This is a genomic window from Limosilactobacillus oris, assembly GCF_025311495.1.
GTDB lineage: Bacteria > Bacillota > Bacilli > Lactobacillales > Lactobacillaceae > Limosilactobacillus > Limosilactobacillus oris_A.
This window is the reverse complement of the sequence record NZ_CP104398.1, coordinates 287,383-302,911: the sequence shown is the minus strand read 5'-3', so window position 1 is coordinate 302,911 and position 15,529 is coordinate 287,383. Positions and strand designations below refer to the sequence as shown.

Sequence of the window (15,529 nt, the reverse complement as noted above, 5' to 3'; positions counted from 1 at the left end):
CGATTCTGCTGGGTTTTCTCTTATCTTTAACGGGGCTCGGCCGATTTTGGACGTCCAGTTTGCTTTCTTTGATTTATTCTTCCTTCACCCTTTAGCAAAGAGTATCATTAATGGCAAGGACTAAGGAGGAATCATTGTGATGAAAAAAGAAGCGCAAGTCGCAATTCTGGCGAAGCTGATTTCAATTAATAGCGTCAACGGCAACGAAGCACAGGTAGCTGACTTCATCGAGTCGCTATTTCAGCCTTACGGCAAGCGGGTCCAAATCGACCGGGTTCCCTTTGCGCCCGGCCGGGATAACCTGGTCGTAACCATCGGGGAAGGCGACCGGATGCTTGGTTTCTGTGGTCACGAAGACGTTGTTGCCACCGATAACCCCGACCAATGGACCAGCGATCCCTTTGTCGCCACCATCAGGAACGGACGCTTGTACGGGCGGGGGGCCAGCGACATGAAGAGCGGTCTCGCTGCAATGCTTGTCATGATGCTCGAGATGCTCGCTACTGATACCATCCCCGGCCGGATTCGGCTCTTCGCTACCATTGGTGAAGAAACGGGGGAGTACGGAGCAGCCCAACTCACCAAGGCTGGCTACGCCGATGACTTAGCCGGTCTCATTATCGGTGAGCCGACGAATGGCCTGAGTGAGGTTGGCTACACGGCCAAGGGAGTAATCGATTACAGTGTCACCGCAATTGGCAAGCAGGCCCACAGCTCCCAGCCAGAGAATGGCATCAACGCCGTCGATCAGTTGGTTGACTTTGCTAGTCAAGTTCGGCCGTTGATGGCGTCCTTTAACCAGGTCAACCCCATCCTCGGCAAACTCACTCATGTGCAAAGTGTTTTTCAAGGGGGCCAGCAAGTCAATAGTGTCCCGGCCAAGGCGGTTATCAAGGGGAATATCCGGACGATTCCCGAATACCCCAACCAGGTTATCTTTGACGCCTTAAACCAGCTGGTTGACCGGTTGAACCAGCAACCGCAGCACCAGCTTAAACTCCAGTTTTCCTACCCCGAAGAAGCCATGCCCGGTAGCAAGGACTCCGCCCTGGTCAAGTTGATTGGCAAGGTCCATGAGGAACTATTGGCGAGCCCGGTCCGGCCGACAGGACAAACCAGCGCCAGCGATGGCTCCGAATTCTTGCATGCCAAGGGAAAATTCGACATTGCCCTGATTGGTCCGGGCAATGATAGCAAACACCAAACCGACGAATACGTGGATTTGACAGCCTTTTATCAAGCCAGCCGTTTCTACCAGCAACTAGCGCAGGCCTTTTTCACCTAATTATTTTTACATTTGTAAACGTGTATTTGAACATATGTAAAAATATGTTGTGATAATGGTGTACTCAATTTAAGGAGCTGAACAACATGGAACTAAACAAGTACATTGATCACACCCTATTAAGCCCAGACGCAACTGAGGCACAAGTTGACACCGTTATCAAGCAGGCCATTGATAACCACTTTCACACCGTCATGATTAACCCTTACTGGGTTGCTAAAACGCACCAGGCATTGGAGGGGACTGATGTTGTCACGGCAACCGTGATTGGCTTCCCCCTTGGCGCAACGACAACGGCGGCTAAAGTTTTTGAAACTAAGCAGGCCATCGCTGACGGGGTGGACGAAGTTGATATGGTAATGAATATCGGTGAGATGAAGGCTGGGCATTACACTCAGGTTGCCGATGATATCCAAGCGCTAGTCAAGGTTGGTCACGACGCTGGGAAAGTGGTCAAGGTGATCATTGAGACCGCCCTGCTTACCGATGACGAAATTACAAAGGCTTCTCAAATCGTGGCCGAGACAGAAGCCGACTTTGTCAAGACCTCTACCGGCTTCTCCACCCGTGGCGCTTCTGTCCACGATGTTGAGTTAATGAGCGCTGCGGTTGCGGGAACCACCACCCAAGTTAAGGCCTCTGGTGGTATCCACTCCGCGGAAGAAGCAGAGGCGACGGTAAACGCCGGAGCGACCCGGCTCGGTGTTAGCCACAGTATGAAGGTTATCGGCAAGGAATAAGCAACTCCTTTCTTAACTTTTCTAATCTATAACTGGAGTGGGGCGACGAACTAGGCAAGCTCGTTTTGTCCCACTCATTTAGATTCCTCCTCTTTGCTATAATAACTACAATAACCAATCCAGGGGAGCAAAATTAATGGATACCAAAAAGCAAATTAAACAAGCAGTTGAAATCAGCAAGCTGTACTACCTTGACGGGGCCACGCAATCCCAAATTGCAAAACAGCTCAACCTGTCCCGACCAACCGTATCGCGTGCTTTACAGTACGCCCGCGATACTAACATCGTCAAAATTCAGGTCACTGACCCTCTGCAAGACATCGCTGGTCTCCGTCAGCAGCTGATGAATAAGTTTAAGCTCAAAAACGTGCTGATTGCTACTCCAACGGGGGAGGGGCAGGCAGTACTATTAGCTGCCCTGGGCAAGGCAACTGCGGACTACCTCCCCCAAGTCGTGACTGACAACGACGTCCTCGGAATTAGCTGGGGGGCAAACCCTCGACGCAGTGGCTAAACACCTTAGTATTAGTGAACGACAGGGGGTTCAAATTACCTACCTCAAGGGAACAGTCGCTAACTCGACCCATAATAACTATGTGGTTGAGGTTACCAAACGCTTCAACGAGTGTTTCCATACCCAAGCCCAAATTTTGCCGCTGCCAGTCATCTTCGCCAACCAGAAGGTCAAAGAAATGGTCACCCAGGATCGTTTTATTGACAACGTCATCGCCACGATGATGAAAACCACGGTTGCAATCTTCACTGTTGGTACCACGGCCCCTGACGCAACCCTCTTTGAACTTGGCTACCTTAGCCCAGCCGAGGTGCAAAGCCTCCAGCAAACGGCAGTGGGGGATATTATTTCTCAGTTTGTTAACCAGTAGGGACAAATTGTCAACCAGGAGCTAACCGCCCGGACAATGGCTTTCCCAATCAACCGGCTGAGGGGTCTCCATGATTCCATCCTGGTCGCCGGGGGCGCCAAAAAGCTCCCCGCAATTCGGGCAGCCCTGGCAGGAAATTATGCTAACACCCTGGTTACTGACGTTGATGTCGCCCAGCAGCTGCTGGCGGAAGACTGAAATTTATAGCTCTAGAATGCTTTAAAAGGCTGCCAAGCCGGAAATCCGAACTTGGCGGCCTTTTTCATACCGCATTTGCAGTTTATATTTACTTAGCCAACGGTTCCTGCCATACCGGGTAGTCCCGACAGGTAAGTTCGAGTGAAAATGCCCGCCGACCTGGTTCCTCACCGTCAATTTGGCCGTACTGAGCCGGCCGGACACGGTAGCTGAGCTGACTATCGCGAAAGACGTGGGCGGATGATGAGCTCGTGATCCGGCCGGAAGCAAAGGCCAGCATTGCACCCAGCAGGGAAAGCCAGCCCCGTTTTTCTACCACTACCAGCTCCAGCTGCCGCACGTCGATGCGCTGGTCCGGCGTCACACAGATTCCACCGCCGATGTACGGGTGGTTGCTGGCGATGGCTAGGAATGCCCGTGGAAAAACCTTTTCCTTGCCCTGGCACGCTACCCGCAGTTCAAATGCCGGCTGAGTGAAGAGAACATGAACCGCCTTAAAAATATAAGAAAAGGTCCCGAGATGGTGGTGGTTCAACCACTCCTTGGTGCGCGAATGGTTCGTGGCATGGACGATGGCGGCGTCAAAGCCAATGCCAAAGTTATTAAGGAAGATTCCCGCTTCCCCTGCGTTTAGGTCTTGATAACACCCCACGTTAATAGGATGGGGTTGCCGGTTATTTAAAATTTGCTGCAGGGCGACGAGGGGCTTCGTAGAAATCCGGTAACCGCGGGCAAAGTCGTTCCCGGTTCCGGCTGGGATATATGCAATCGGGCAAGACGGAGCTTCCGTCATTAGCAGGCCGCTAAACGCTTCATGGAGAGTCCCATCCCCGCCAATCACGACCAAGCAGTCGATAACAGGGCGGCGTTGACCACACTGGGCCGCCAGTTCGCGTGGATGTCCCGGGTACTTGCTGAAAACGTACCGGTAGTCAATCTGCTGGCTTGCCAAGTAGTGATGAACTTTCTGCCAGACTGCCATCCCCTTACCACTGCCAGAATTAGGGTTAATCAAAAATAGGTACCGCACTTATTCATTACTCCGTTCCGTAAAAATTAATACTCCCATTATACCGCAAAATGAACGACTCCTTAATTGACAAAGTCCGTCTTGCTCATAAATAGACAATAGTTATTAATTGCAAGCGGTACCATTTGTTTATATAATAACGGTAGTTTTTTACAGGAGGAGTGTCAACCTTGAATCATTATCGCAGAAAATGGAGTACGCTAGCTGCCGCGATTCTGCTGGCAGGAAATCTCAGCATCGCGGTACCGGCATTCGCCGATCAGCTTCCCGCTAGCAATCAGCCAACTACCAGTCAGACTGCCCAGGCAGCTGCTAGTCAAAGTAGGCAGCAGGGGAAAGTCGACCAGCCACAAACCACCAATCCAGCTGAAACGGGGCGGTTCGCCAACCAATCCGCCGGAGCACTTGCCCAGCAGGTTCGGGATGGCAAAATCAATGACCAGGGCCTGATCAACGATACCTACCGTCAGATCGACCAGCAGAACCACCAGCTAAATAATGTCATCTACATAAATCCAGACGATGCTAACCAGCAATTGCAAGACCTGCAAAAGGCGGGGCACAATGAGCAGCCTTTCTATGGGGTTCCGCTCCTCATCAAAGGGATTGGTCAGCCATACAAGGGCTATCCCAACACGAATGGCTTACCTTACGAGCAGGGTGTTCAGTCACACCATACTAAAAATTTCGTCCAACGATTAAAGGACCTCGGCTTTATTATTCTCGGACAGACTAACTATCCCGAACTAGGGTTGATCAACGTTACTAACTCCAACCTCTATGGCCCCGCGCATAACCCGTGGAGCCTGGACCGCAATCCCGGCGGGTCCTCTGGTGGGGCAGCCGCAAGCGTTGCCGCAGGCATTGTTCCCATCGCGACCGGAAACGACGCCGGGGGCTCACTACGGATTCCTGCCTCCTGGTCGGGGGTAATCGGCCTCAAGCCAACCCAGGGGTTGATCATTGGCGATTCAACAACGCCATCCGTGGTCAACTTTGCGGAGACACGGGACATTAACGACACGGTGACCCTCTTAAAGGGGCTGTTAAATCCCAAACAGGCGGGGACACTAAAGGCTCTCCCCCAAGACTTACGCTCACTCAAGATTGCCTATTCCTTAGTTTCGCCAGTAGGCACCCCGGTTAGTCAGGACGCCCGGGCAGCAGTTCTCAATGCTGTCCAATTTCTGCGCGCCCAGGGGTTCAATGTGGTTGAGCAGGACAGCCCCGTCGACGGCGTTAAACTAATGCAGAATTACTACCTGGGAGCTCTTAGTGATGGCTCCGTCGCCAACTTTCTTTTCCAGCAAAAGTACCACCGCAACCTGACCGCCGAAGACGTCAAGACGGGGCTAGTCAGCCCAATGACTTACGCGCTCTACGAAGCCAGTCGCAATGCTCCCAAAAACGTACGCCAGCAGTACCAGGACGGCCTGGCTACGGTTCACCAGCGGATGACCACCTTTCATCAGCAGTACCCTATCTACCTAACTCCAACAACCGCTACGACCGCCCCACTGAACAGTGACCCAGCCTTCCTGCCAGCAGACGTAGCCAAGCTGCTACAGATTAAGGACCTAAACTTCAAGGACCAAATGAATTTGATTTATGCGGCCTGGCTTCATGGCCTGAGCAAAACTCCCTTTACTCAGCTTGCTAATGTAGCAGGGGAGCCAGCGCTCAGTTTGCCAACCTACGTTAGTGCGGCGGGGTTGCCGCTCGGAATCCAGCTAGAGGGTGCCCCCGGCAGCGACCTGGTTCTCTTAGCGCTTGGAAAACTATTTGAAGACCACCACCAGTTCCGCTTCCTCAATGACTACCGGGCGCAAGTCCTACCGCCAAAGCAGGCCGCCAACCCGCAGGCAACAGCCCCAACTAAAAAAGCAGGGGCAACAGGCGGGCAGTTGGCGAATAACCGCATGGTTGCGGGCAGCCAGCTAGCAAGCACAGGCAGTCACAAAACCAGGGAGGTTAGCGCTTTGCAACCAGAGCTCCCCCAAACCGGCAGCCAGCACTCAACCATCCTGGTTGCTCTGGGAACCGGCTGCTTGTTAGCCCTATTGGCTGTTGATACTGAAGGCCGCCACAAACAACGTTAATCTTTTGAAAAAAGCCCCGTGCCCTCGGCAGCGCGGGGCTTTTTTCAACTAGTAAAAAAACTCCGGGGACAAATGTCCTCAAATATAGGGACTTAATGAACAAAAAACACAAATTTCGTGTATATTAAGGACAGGTGACATAGTCAATCGTAAGCGCTTCCAACTATAATAATTACATAGAGTGAGGGTGATACTCTTGGATATTAAAGAAGTGTATACAGCAATCAACTCTGACCAACGCGTTCGCCAGCTAGTTAAAACGGCGCCGCTTAACATCATTGAGCGAATGCAGGTCAAGCATTTTGACAGCAAGCAATTTATCCTGCACCAGGGGGAGCAGTACCAGTCTACTTATCTACTGGTCAAGGGGCGGGTCAAGGTTTTCCTTAATTCGCCTAGTGGGAAGCAAGTCGTGTTGGATGTCTATGACGCGGGGATGTTTTTAGGCGAGCAGGAAGCGATTATCAACCGGCCATACAGTGCCTCAATTATTAACATTTCGCCAATTACGGTCCTCGCAATTCGCAATGCCGATTTCGTCGAATGGTCACAAAAGGACCACCGCTTCGCCGACCAGCTGATCAGCAATCTTTCAGCGCAAATCTACCACTTGACTAAACGAATGGAACGCTACAGTATGCACTCCGCTTTGCAGCAAATCGGTCTCTTCCTTCTCAACTGTGCCGATGAACACATCCCGATTACCCGGGAACGAATCACCTATGAAGTGGATACTTCTTACCGGAATATCAACCGGGTGCTCAAACGGCTGGCCGACCTTGACGTTATTAAGATTGACCACGCCACCATCAAAATCACCGATTGTCAAACCCTACGCAAAATCGTGGAAACGGAGGATTAGCTACCATGACAGAAGAACAACAGCCACACACCCAGCTTACTACTGAAATCGGAACTGATAGTGCCGTAATCGTTGGTGATCCCGCCCGGGTAGATACGGCGACCCAGCTATTGGATGACGTCCAGGAATGGGCTTTTAACCGGGAATACAAGTCCATCCTCGGGACATACAAAAACAAGCGCATTCTCGTGATGTCGACAGGGATTGGCGCCCCGTCTGCTGGGATCGGGGTCGAGGAGCTCCACAATGTCAACGTCAAGAAAGTCATCCGGGTCGGTTCGGCCGGGGCCATGCAGAGTGGTATTGGCCTGGGAGAGCTGATTATCGGTGAGGGGGTCGTTCGCGATGACGGACTCACTCAAAAATACGTCCCAGGAATTTACCCGGCAGTACCGGCATTCCGCTTAATGGCCCTGGCACATAAGTACGCCCCCCAGGCAGTCTACGGGATTATCCGTTCCCATGATGGTTTCTACATGGACGATAATGCTAAAAACGAGGCGTTCTGGTCAGGTAAGGGAATCGTCGGCGCCGATATGGAATCTGGGGCCTTGATGACCATTGGCCGGCAGCGGGGAATGGAGACCCTGTCGATTCTAAACAACGTCGTCCTGTATGAGGGCGATCTGGCCGCCGGGGTCAACGACCTGGTCAACGGGGATGACCTAATGGCCGAGGGGGAAGTCGCATCACTCAAGCTAGCGTTAGATATTTTAAGCGATCAGAGTCTGGAGGAGGAATAAACAATGACGAATACAAGTAACCACGGCTGGCTGTTTACCCAGCTATTCAGCAAATGGAAGAAGTTTGAAGTAATTTACGTCACGATTCTGCTATTACTGCAAGTTGGGGTCTACCTCATCGCCCCCGACAGCTGGATCGGGATGCTCTCCGGAGTCTTTGGTACCCTGGCCCTGGTTTACGGGATGAAGGGGCGGAAGGTCACCTTTATCTTCGGTTTTATCCAGTGTATTGCCATGACCTACGTTGCCTGGCAGAGCCACACCTGGGGAACTTTCGTGATGGACATCTTCTACGTTATTTCACAACCAATCGGCTGGTTTATGTGGGGACACGACGATGCTACCAAGCGGTTTAGCCCAAAGGTCCGGCGGTGGGTCTTCGCCGGGGTCGTGGTGGCTTACTTCATTGGCTGGTACTTCATCGGCTTGTTCAACGGTCAGCTGCCATACTTTGACTCCTTCAATTTGGTGGTTAGTTTCATTGCCCAACTGCTCTACATCCTAAAGTACCAGGAAAACTGGTCCCTGTGGATTTGGGTCAACACTGCCAACATCATCTACTGGATTATCCTTGCGGTCCGTTTCCAAATGGGGGTTCACATTGGAACCTTCGGCGGCGACCTGTCACAAATTGCACTGCAAGCGGCCTTGCTGTTCAACTCCGTTTACGCTACCAAGGTCTGGGCTAGCGGTGAAGCGGATAACGAAGGGGGAACCGCGAAGTAATAGATTATCAAAAATATAAACGGGTCTTGGGCATTGTCTTGGACTCTGTCGGCACCGGAGCCGCGGCTGACGCAGCTCAGTACGGTGACCTGGGAGCCGACACCCTCGGCCACGTTGGCGCGGCCTACCATGGTCAGCTGCACTTGCCAAACCTCGCCCGACTCGGCATGAGCAACCTCCGTAACCAGCCGATTTTGGGAGTCGCACCAGCAAAGGCGCCCCTTGGTTACCAGGGGAAGATTGCCAAGATTTCCGCTGGCAAAGACAGTATGGACGGTCACTGGGAAATGATGGGCTTGCCGGTCAAACAGCCATTAGCAACTTTTCCGCAGGGTTTCCCAGCCGAGATTATCCGGAAGCTGGAAGAGTTTTCCGGCCGGCAGGTGATTGTTAACCGGCCTTACTCGGGGACGGACGTCATCCATGATTATGGCGAACAGCAGATGGATACCGGTGCACTGATTGTTTATACTTCCGGTGATTCGGTAATGTAGATTGCCGCCCACGAAGATGTCATTCCACTGGCTGAACTATACCGGATTTGCCAGTATGCCCGTACCCTGCTGAACGGACCGGATAACATTGTTGGCCGGGTGATTGCCCGACCATACATTGGCCCAGATAAGAACCACTTTACTCGCACTGCCAACCGGCGGGACTTTAGCCTCGAGCCGACTGGTGAAACGGCCATTGACCAACTCCACCAAGCTGGCTGGGATACGATCGCAATCGGCAAAACGAACGATATTTTCTCGGGTCGGGGCTTCGAACAAGTTTACTATAACGAGAGCAACATGGACGGGATGGATCACGTCGATGAGGTAATGGGACAGGACTTTACTGGCTTTTGCTTCACCAATCTAGTTGACTTTGACGCCATGCACGGCCACCGGCGAGATCCAATCGGTTTTGGTCAGGCCCTGATGGACTTTGACCAGCGACTGGGAACCGTGCTGGACCAGCTGCATGATGACGACCTGCTCGTAATCACCGCCGACCACGGCAACGACCCTGGCTTTACGGGAACGGATCACACACGGGAAAATGTCCCGTTACTCGTGTACTCACCATCAATGCAAGGCCACGGGACACTTGGCACCCGGGCGACTTTTGCAGACTTTGGTGCCACTGTGCTGGAAAACTTCAACTTGCCGGCAGGACGGTATGGGAGCAGCTTCTTAAGCCAATTACAATAACAAACAGCCACCAACTCGCAGTGCGGGAGGGTGGCTGTCTTAGAGTTGGTGAAGGGCAACATAACCATGAGGGTGCGACCAGCTAAAGTAATGAAAGCTGCCCGTCACTGAAAGATTCGTCCATTTACTGAAAAGTGCACCTTTAACGCCCATAACGGTGTACAATAAGCCTGCTTGGGAACACTAGGGAGGTTTTGTTACTAAAGCACTTATTGTTTGGGAGAGAACAAACTCGGCACCAGTTGTTAAAGGGACAATGGTGCCGAGTTCTTTACTTATCTTTATTGACGGTAACATTCTGTTCCTGGTCGACATTGTAGCGGGCCAAGAGAATTTGCTGGTACTTATCTTCAATGACGCTGTTCAGGTCCTCGCCACTTTTGAGCTCCGGCTTGTCCTTTCTGATTTTCGCTAGCACGTCATCCGCAAAGGCAAATTCCGGTCGAACCTTCTGCTCACCGTTTAGGACGGCCAGTGTTTCATCATAATCAAGGCTCTTCAGCTCCCAGCTAGAACGGTCAGCGTCCGGCTGTTCTAACGTCCCGGGTTCCTGCTCATTACTCTGATAGTTTTCTTCTGCCATTTTCCCTCTCCTCCATGTTAGTGCAAAACTTATTATAGCATGGTCAATGAGTAATTGCCGCGGTGTGCTGGCAATTTACACTAATTACGCATTGACAGTTTTTAACATATCAGGGTATAATTACTGCGGTTAGTGAAAAATCAAACATATGAAGGAGAATTGATTATGGCAAACAAAGTAGCATTAGTCACCGGTGCCGGTCAAGGAATTGGTGAAGCAATCGCCAAGCGGTTGGCTAAGGACGGCTTTTCAGTAGTGCTGGTTGCCCGGCACATGGACAAACTGCAGGAAGTCGCCGACGAAATTAAGAAGAACGGTGGGGAAGCATTCCCAGTAACCGCTGATGTTTCCAAGCGTGAAGAAGTCTTCGCAGCAGTTCAAAAGGCTGTCGACCAGTACGGGGACTTCAATGTAATTGTTAACAACGCTGGGGTTGCCCCAACGACGCCGATTGATACCGTTACTAAGGACGACTTAGATTACGTTTACACGATCAACGTTTACGGGACCATCTGGGGAATCCAGGCCGCTCACGAGATGTTCAAGAAGCTCGGTCACCCCGGCAAGATTATCAACGCCACTTCCCAAGCTGGGGTGGTTGGTAATCCGAACCTGACTGTCTACTCCAGCTCTAAGTTTGCCATCCGGGGAATTACCCAGGTTGTTGCTCGTGAACTGGCTGAAGAAGGGACGACCGTGAACGCCTTTGCTCCGGGAATCGTTAAGACGCCAATGATGTACGACATTGCCCACAAGGTCGGTCAAAACGCCGGCAAGAGTGATGAATGGGGTATGCAGACCTTTGCTAAGGATATCGCCCTGAAGCGGCTCTCCGAACCAGAGGACGTTGCCAATGCCGTTGCCTTCCTGGCTGGTCCAGATTCTGATTACATCACCGGTCAAACCCTTGAAGTCGACGGTGGGATGCAGTTCCACTAGAATAATCATTCTAAAGTCCAGCGAGTTCTTGCTCAGCTGGGCTTTTTTCATGCTAAAAGTAACGACCGATGTAATTAACACGGCTAAGGTCGATGATGTGGAGACCGCCATCCGCGAAATAATCGTGCCAGCTGGCTTAGATTACGCCGTTGATTCCATCGGCTACGGGCCGCTAATCATAGACTTGCTGCATTCGTTGGGAACCGATGAGAAGCTATGTTTAATCGGGATTGCCGGTAAACTGGACCTGACCGGGATGGACATCATGGGTGAATCCAAGCAGATTATCGGTCTGATTGAAGGTGACGCCATTCCCAAACTCATCAAATATTCTAAAAAGGGCAAATTCCCCGTTGATAAACTGATGAAGTTCTACTCGTTCGACCAAGTCAACCAAGCCTTTGACGACTTCACCAGCGGCAAGGTCGTCAAGCCGGTCATTACATTTGAATAAACTAGTAAAATCCCTGAACAGTGTTATTTTTGTCCAGGGATTTTATTTTTATTATGGATAATTAGCTAAACAGGGCAGGCCTTCATTTAAAATCAACCTGTCATTAAAATTATAGTTTTAGTGCAACTGTTTTGAGAAAGCCCCCGGAAACCGCAATTTTTGTCATTTGGATTGCCTTGCTGTTTAACCATAAATAATGTGTGTTAGCGTAACTTTTACAACTTCTTTGCCAGCAAAAAATCTGTTTGGCGATCCATGCCCACCGTAAACGTGTGCTGACCGACACGTTGAAAACCAAAATGGTGGTAAAAACCTTGGGCATTTAAATTATGTTCATATGAATTTCCAATGCATTCTCAAATTGCTTTTCAGTCTGAGCTGCGTTCCAATTGACCTTTAAATATGCTGCTGGCTGACCGTCAACCTTATAAAAGAACGTTTCTGAGTCCTGGTCCGCCAATTCACGTTTCAGCACCGGCTGATTATAATTTTTATCTAAGAAAGCGTTTAAATCCTCTGCCGACTGTTCGCTAGCAAAGGTATCCGTAAACGTCTCCCGCATAATCGCTTCCAGCTGGGCTAAGTCCTGGGGACTGCTGGTAACTGCTCTAAAGTGGCCTTGAACTTGTTTGGTCATCATTTCAATCCTTTCTTTGCTTTAATTTTTCATTCTAATTCACTGCCAGTTGACTGTCAATTTAGCGAAAAAGCATAAACGCCCAGTATTCAACAAAGTAGCAAAGCAAATTCGCAACGGGCCAGACATAATGCTAAAATAAGGATATTTGATTAAGTAAAGATGGGAAGTTGAACAATGAATTTCACGTTTACCCGCCGGTCGGTAAAACAGCTCTACCTCAAATACACGGTGATGTTTGTGTTCCTGGCGGTTTGTATCTTTGGCACGTACTTACTGACTGGGCATACCTTTATCCTCAGTAAGGATGCTCTCAACCAGCACTTGCCATTAATGGCAAACTACCGGGCAGCTTTAATCCACTTTTTCCATCACCCCGGGCAGTTTCAGTACTGGTCGTGGAAGATGGGGCTGGGGACTGATACTTTTCAGGTTTATTCCTACTATACAATCGGTGACGTTTTTGCCTACCTCGCCCTCCTCTTCCCGGCCGCTAAAATGACCCTCGCCTACCAGGTAATCACGGTAATCCGGCTATACTGTGTTGGCCTAGCCTTTGTCTACTTTGCCCAGCACTTCCGTTTTCGTGATAACGTCATCTTAGCGGGAGCAGCAACGTACATGGTAAATGCTTTTCTCCTGTACGCTTGTATTGCCCAGCCCTTTTTTACGACCCCCTTTATCCTCTTCCCGTTAATCGTGGTTCAGCTAGAACGGGTCCTTCAGGGAAGAAGTGCCTGGCCGCTGGTGGGGGCCTTTACCTGGATGCTGATCAGTAATTACTACTTTGCCTTCGTCCTGGGAATCGGCGCCGTGCTCTACCTGATCCTGCGCGTTGCAACCCATTACCGGACAAAGCTGAACTACTGGCAAACGCTTGCCAAACTGGCCTTTGCCACGATTAGCAGTATCCTAGTTTCCGCGGTCATGCTGGTTCCGGAACTGATTGCCGTCATGAACTCTACCCGGACTGGGTCGGAATTTGCGAACGGTCTAAAGGTCTACCCTCTCTACTACTACCTCTTTCTACCTAAGCAGCTGATTAATGGTGGACAGTGGTACTTCATGTATTGGACAGCCTTGGGGATCGTCTCCATCGGCTTTCTGGCCCTAGTCTACATTTACAGCCGGCCCAAGCAGTACCCCCTTTTGACGATTAGTCTTGCCTTGGCACTAATCATGCTGCTCATCCCGGCTGTGGGAGCCTTCTTTAACGGAATGATGTCGGCTTCCAACCGCTGGACACTGTTAATTTACCTGCCACTAGCAATGACTGTCTGCATTCTCGTCCAGAACGCTCCCCAGCTGAGTCACCGCGACCTTTGGATCCTCAGCTGGGCCACCGGTGTTTACCTGCTGATTCTAATCGTCACCTTCTTCTTTGAGAACAATGATGATATTTTCATGCCGGTTATTTTCCTGATCGTTTCACTGCTGACCCTGTGGATGATTGACCTGCACCGCCCACAATCGCCTGACCGCTGGCTACTCGGCTTAATCGTCCTCAACGCGGCTTTTAACGCGGTTTATTCCGCCTTCCCGTATAACGGAAACTTCACGAAAAATATGCTGAGCCGGGGGGAGTACCAGGCAATTACCGCCAACCGCTATGGCGGCCTCGACCAGGGACTAACGGGAAAGCCATTCTACCGGGTTTCAACCGTCAGTCAGAACCAAATCATCAATAGCAGCGGGAGTGTCGACGACCTTGGGCCAAACCTCGATAATGACCTTACGTCCGGGCTTAATAATATTGACTCCTATTACTCCCTGCAAAATAAGTACCTGGGCCAGTTCAACACCAGCTTGCAAAACAACCAGTACCAGGCGAACATCCCCATCCGCCAGGCCGATGATCGAAGCATCATGAACAACTTCTTTGGTGTAAAATACCTCTTCGTGCAGAGTAACGGCAAGAACGCAACGAAAATCCCGGCTGGCTACTTCATGGACAAGGCCACGGACCCGGTGATCAACTATGATAGCGGTCAGCCCAATCCACGGGCCATCCAAAAGGGAAAGGAACCCTTTGTGCCGACCCAGACAATTCGCTACCAGAGCAAGCAGGCCTTCCCACTGCTTTACTGGCAAGGCGACTACATTAGCGCCAAGCGTTACCGCCGTCTTTCGCCAACCGCTAAGGAACGGGCGCTTGCGGCAGGAGTATTGGTGGACGGCTCGACCAAGGGGATGCGGCCGGCCAACCTTCACAACCAGGTTTACACCCTCAAGAGCGTGCTGGTTTCTAACCGGCTCAACCAGGTTAATCCCCACCAGCTCAAGTATACCGACAGTGATGAAAACTACCAGCTGCAATTCCCGGAACTGGAGAATAAGAAGTTTGCCAAGCGCTTCAAGCAGACTGAATTACACATTGAATTCTCCAAAATTAAGTACACGCCGTTTAGCATGAAGGAGCAGATCAAGTATGACCAGAAACACCTCCAGCAGATGGCGGTAAACCCGGGCAGCGTCATCAACCAGCGCTTCACTAAGTATCAATACTGGCGCTACCACGTACTTAACGGTTCGCCGGATATCAGCTTTAAGTTAAACTACACGAGCAAGTTTGGCACTGCCAGCGTGGTTCAGGCAAAGCAAAACGTCCTCTCCCTCTTTAAGAAGGTCACCAATTCGACCTTAAACATTGGTTACTACCAGGGGGGCTTGCCGGAAGCGCTGACCTTCCAACCATCTAAGCTCGGCACTTACCAGCTAGACTACAAGGTGGTGGCCGAAAAACTTGACAGTCATTATGATCAGCAAGTTCGGGCCATCCAGCAGCACGCCCTGACTAACCTCCAATTCAAACGGAACCAGGTCAGCGGGACAATTACCACTCCACGTTCCGGAATCCTGACTTCCTCAATCCCCTACTCTACCGGGTGGACGGTCAACGTTGACGGGCACCGGGCGAAAACGGTTCGCACCAACCAAGCCTTTCTCGGTGTTTGGCTGCCTGCAGGCCAGCACCACGTTGCCTTCAACTACCAAACACCAGGATTGAAGACCGGTGTCAAAATGAGCCTGATTGGGTTAGGCTGGCTATTAATCACCGCTGGGGTTAGTTGCGTTTGGAAACGTCGCTAACATCAAGAATAAGCAATTCGGGCCTGTGACAAAACTATGGTTTGCCGCAGGCCCGAATTTTTA

The 15,529-nt window shown here is 51.0% G+C and carries 13 protein-coding genes and 2 pseudogenes; 12 read left to right on the top strand and 3 right to left on the bottom strand.

Going from position 1 to position 15,529, the window contains the following annotated elements; genetic code table 11:
* The first annotated feature begins 139 nt into the window (after positions 1-139).
* The 4 genes and pseudogenes from N4599_RS01515 to N4599_RS01500 all read left to right on the top strand — a co-directional run bounded on the left by N4599_RS01515 (position 140) and on the right by N4599_RS01500 (position 3,107).
* A complete protein-coding gene (locus tag N4599_RS01515) occupies positions 140-1,285 on the top strand; it encodes an ArgE/DapE family deacylase (RefSeq protein ID WP_260901499.1) in 1,146 nt (381 codons plus the stop codon).
* Positions 1,286-1,371: 86 nt separating this feature from the next.
* Positions 1,372-2,025 (top strand): deoxyribose-phosphate aldolase, encoded by a 654-nt coding sequence (deoC, locus tag N4599_RS01510; protein ID WP_260901496.1) that lies wholly within the window; start codon positions 1,372-1,374, stop codon positions 2,023-2,025.
* 136 nt (positions 2,026-2,161) lie between these two features.
* Positions 2,162-2,539 (top strand): sugar-binding domain-containing protein, encoded by a 378-nt coding sequence (locus N4599_RS01505; protein WP_260901494.1) that lies wholly within the window; start codon positions 2,162-2,164, stop codon positions 2,537-2,539.
* Positions 2,532-3,107: pseudogene (locus N4599_RS01500) on the top strand (sugar-binding domain-containing protein). Before N4599_RS01505 ends, N4599_RS01500 begins: the two are co-directional and overlap by 8 nt.
* Positions 3,108-3,195: 88 nt before the next feature.
* Here N4599_RS01500 and N4599_RS01495 read toward each other — a convergent pair.
* Positions 3,196-4,137, bottom strand: a complete 942-nt coding sequence (locus N4599_RS01495) for a diacylglycerol/lipid kinase family protein (RefSeq protein ID WP_260901489.1) — start codon at positions 4,135-4,137, stop codon at positions 3,196-3,198.
* A gap of 170 nt (positions 4,138-4,307) precedes the next feature.
* Between N4599_RS01495 and N4599_RS01490 the strand changes: the two genes are divergently transcribed.
* The 5 genes and pseudogenes from N4599_RS01490 to N4599_RS01470 all read left to right on the top strand — a co-directional run bounded on the left by N4599_RS01490 (position 4,308) and on the right by N4599_RS01470 (position 9,763).
* Positions 4,308-6,236: an amidase family protein gene (locus tag N4599_RS01490; RefSeq protein ID WP_260901486.1), complete on the top strand. Its 1,929-nt coding sequence runs from the start codon at positions 4,308-4,310 to the stop codon at positions 6,234-6,236.
* A gap of 187 nt (positions 6,237-6,423) precedes the next feature.
* The gene (locus tag N4599_RS01485; RefSeq protein WP_260901484.1) at positions 6,424-7,098 is read left to right on the top strand and encodes a Crp/Fnr family transcriptional regulator; all 675 of its coding nucleotides are present in this window, start codon (positions 6,424-6,426) and stop codon (positions 7,096-7,098) included.
* Positions 7,099-7,103: 5 nt separating this feature from the next.
* Positions 7,104-7,841, top strand: coding sequence for a nucleoside phosphorylase (locus N4599_RS01480; protein ID WP_260901482.1), 738 nt, complete (start codon positions 7,104-7,106; stop codon positions 7,839-7,841).
* A 3-nt stretch (positions 7,842-7,844) separates the two neighbouring features.
* A complete protein-coding gene (gene pnuC, locus N4599_RS01475; protein WP_007123172.1) occupies positions 7,845-8,567 on the top strand; it encodes a nicotinamide riboside transporter PnuC in 723 nt (240 codons plus the stop codon).
* Positions 8,567-9,763, top strand: a pseudogene (locus N4599_RS01470) (phosphopentomutase). The gene pnuC and the pseudogene N4599_RS01470 overlap by 1 nt, the downstream one beginning before the upstream one ends.
* 271 nt (positions 9,764-10,034) lie before the next feature.
* On the opposite strand, the gene N4599_RS01465 reads toward N4599_RS01470, so the two are convergent.
* Positions 10,035-10,346, bottom strand: a complete 312-nt coding sequence (locus N4599_RS01465; protein WP_260901478.1) for a hypothetical protein — start codon at positions 10,344-10,346, stop codon at positions 10,035-10,037.
* Positions 10,347-10,511: 165 nt separating this feature from the next.
* On the opposite strand from N4599_RS01465, the gene N4599_RS01460 reads away from it, so the two are divergent.
* Positions 10,512-11,285: a (S)-acetoin forming diacetyl reductase gene (locus N4599_RS01460; protein ID WP_003714897.1), complete on the top strand. Its 774-nt coding sequence runs from the start codon at positions 10,512-10,514 to the stop codon at positions 11,283-11,285.
* Positions 11,286-11,334: 49 nt separating this feature from the next.
* The gene (locus tag N4599_RS01455) at positions 11,335-11,739 is read left to right on the top strand and encodes an MDR/zinc-dependent alcohol dehydrogenase-like family protein (protein WP_260901475.1); all 405 of its coding nucleotides are present in this window, start codon (positions 11,335-11,337) and stop codon (positions 11,737-11,739) included.
* A gap of 322 nt (positions 11,740-12,061) precedes the next feature.
* Here the strand turns inward: N4599_RS01455 and N4599_RS01450 are convergent, their stop codons facing one another.
* A complete protein-coding gene (locus N4599_RS01450; protein WP_419719951.1) occupies positions 12,062-12,379 on the bottom strand; it encodes a hypothetical protein in 318 nt (105 codons plus the stop codon).
* Between the two features lie 174 nt (positions 12,380-12,553).
* Between N4599_RS01450 and N4599_RS01445 the strand changes: the two genes are divergently transcribed.
* Positions 12,554-15,466: a YfhO family protein gene (locus N4599_RS01445; RefSeq protein ID WP_260901472.1), complete on the top strand. Its 2,913-nt coding sequence runs from the start codon at positions 12,554-12,556 to the stop codon at positions 15,464-15,466.
* Positions 15,467-15,529 lie beyond the last annotated feature (63 nt).

Bases quoted from the DNA above. Each gene is read 5' to 3' on its own strand.
- N4599_RS01515 (WP_260901499.1), top strand. From the start codon at position 140: ATGAAAAAAGAAGCGCAAGTCGCAATTCTGGCGAAGCTGATTTCAATT.
- deoC (WP_260901496.1), top strand. From the start codon at position 1,372: ATGGAACTAAACAAGTACATTGATCACACCCTATTAAGCCCAGACGCA.
- N4599_RS01505 (WP_260901494.1), top strand. From the start codon at position 2,162: ATGGATACCAAAAAGCAAATTAAACAAGCAGTTGAAATCAGCAAGCTG.
- N4599_RS01480 (WP_260901482.1), top strand. From the start codon at position 7,104: ATGACAGAAGAACAACAGCCACACACCCAGCTTACTACTGAAATCGGA.
- pnuC (WP_007123172.1), top strand. From the start codon at position 7,845: ATGACGAATACAAGTAACCACGGCTGGCTGTTTACCCAGCTATTCAGC.
- N4599_RS01465 (WP_260901478.1), bottom strand. From the start codon at position 10,346: ATGGCAGAAGAAAACTATCAGAGTAATGAGCAGGAACCCGGGACGTTA.
- N4599_RS01460 (WP_003714897.1), top strand. From the start codon at position 10,512: ATGGCAAACAAAGTAGCATTAGTCACCGGTGCCGGTCAAGGAATTGGT.
- N4599_RS01455 (WP_260901475.1), top strand. From the start codon at position 11,335: ATGCTAAAAGTAACGACCGATGTAATTAACACGGCTAAGGTCGATGAT.
- N4599_RS01450 (WP_419719951.1), bottom strand. From the start codon at position 12,379: ATGATGACCAAACAAGTTCAAGGCCACTTTAGAGCAGTTACCAGCAGT.
- N4599_RS01445 (WP_260901472.1), top strand. From the start codon at position 12,554: ATGAATTTCACGTTTACCCGCCGGTCGGTAAAACAGCTCTACCTCAAA.